General features: G+C 72.9%; 2 protein-coding genes. Both read left to right on the top strand.

What is annotated here, in order from left to right:
- The first annotated feature begins 308 nt into the window (after positions 1 to 308).
- Positions 309 to 1,004, top strand: coding sequence for a TetR/AcrR family transcriptional regulator (locus ACWGDE_RS38645; RefSeq protein ID WP_453393767.1), 696 nt, complete (start codon positions 309 to 311; stop codon positions 1,002 to 1,004).
- A gap of 154 nt (positions 1,005 to 1,158) precedes the next feature.
- A partial coding sequence (locus tag ACWGDE_RS38640) for an FAD-dependent oxidoreductase (RefSeq protein WP_453393766.1) occupies positions 1,159 to 1,807 on the top strand: 649 nt, incomplete at its 3' end.

The following is a 1,807-nucleotide window of genomic DNA, read 5'->3' as shown; positions in this document are numbered from 1 at the left end:
ACCTCGGTGTCCGCGTCCGCGAGGGAGCGCACGGTGGCCGCGTCGGCGACGGCGATGATCCGGCCGCCTCCCACGGCGACGGCGGCGTCGATCGGGGCGGCCGAGGTCCCGGTGAACACCCGCCCCCCTACGAAGACGGTGTCTGCACGCTGCTTCGTCCGCTGCCTGTCGCTGCCCATCGACGCATCCTCCGGCTCGGCGGGACATACCCGCACGGCTTGTTCGTTGAGGAGGAGTGAACGGGAGCGCAACAATGTTGTCAACGGTGTTGCGCTCCCTCTGTTCCAAATCGATACACTGGCCCCACCATGCCGAAGTCATCCGAGACACCCGCCCGGTCCAAGCGCGCGGGCAGCCAGCTCACACCCGACGCGATCATCGAAGCGAGCCTGCGCATCGCGGCCCGCGGCAGCGAGGACGCCTTCACCGTCCGACGGCTCGGCGAGGAGCTCGGCGCCGACCCGACCGCGATCTACCGGCACTTCCGCGACAAGGACGAGCTGCTGCTCTCCGTCGCCGACCGCACGCTCGGCGAGGTGCTCGACAGCATCCCCGACGGCCTCGACTGGAAGGACCGGCTGCGCGCGCTCGCCGACGGCTCCCTCGAAGTCGCCCTCAGGTACCCGGTGGTCGGCTCGACCATGGCCAGCCGGACCACCCGCAGGCCCAACGAGTTCCGCGTCGTCGAGCTGATCCTCGGCGCGGTCACCGAGGCGGGGCTCGAAGGGGCCGAGGCGGCCGTCCACTACCGGATGGTCGGCGACTCCCTCCTCGCCTACGTCGGCCAGCGCGCCGCCTACCTGCTGTTCGACCCGGACATCCGGGCCGCCGACGAGTCCTCCTGGAACCGCGAGTACCGCCTGGTGGACCCCGAGGGATTCCCCAACATCACCCGACTGAGCGCCCAGTTGGCCGAGGTGACGGACGAGGAGATCTTCCGGACCAGGGTCGAGGCGCTGATCACCGCGATCGAGACCCGGGCCGCGGCGCTGCGCGACGCGTAGCCGGCCCGGCCCGCCCCGGCCCGGCCCGCCCCCTTCCCCGATCCCGCACGCACAAAGTGGCGCAACATCGTTGACAACGGCGTTGCGCCACCGGTTCACTCCCCCTCAGCCCGAGTCCATGCCGTCTCCGCAGGATTCCGAGAAGAGGGATCTCATGCACCACGTGCACCAGTCGGCCAATCGCGCCGGCATCCCAGACCCGCTGCGCCTCGCCTTCTCCGTACACGCCGAAGCCCGCCGCCGGGGCATGCCCGTCGCCGAGGTCGTCGGCGAGACCGTCGAGAACACCCGGCGCGCACACGCCCGCCGCACCGCCGAACAGGACTCCCCCGCCCGCGTGCCGAGCCGCCGCCGAGTACTGGGCGCGGCGGGTGCGATGGCCGTCGCCGCGGCCCTGCCCGGCGGCCTCCTCTCCCCGCGCGGCGCTTCGGCCGCCACCGGCCCCGCCGCCCCGCGCATCGTGATCGTCGGCGCGGGACTCGCGGGACTGCGCTGCGCGCACCGCCTGTGGAACCGGGCCAGCCCGCTCGCCACGACGGTCTACGAGGCGGACGCCACCCGCATCGGGGGCCGCTGCTGGTCCCTGCGCGGTTTCTTCTCGGGCGGCGCCGTCCACGAGCACGGCGGGGCGTTCATCAGCTCCACCGACTCCGCGGTCCTCGGCCTGGCCCACGATCTGGGCCTGCGGCGGGAGCGCGCGAACGGCGGAGAGCTGAGCGCCGGGGACTACGCCGCATGGGTCAACGGCGGCTCCTACCCCGGGCTCCAGCAGCAGGACGACTGGGTCGCGGCCGCGTACGACG

Source organism: Streptomyces sp. NPDC054956 (assembly GCF_053609185.1).
Note: the sequence above shows the minus strand (reverse complement) of the source record. Positions and strands in the feature narration are given on the sequence as shown.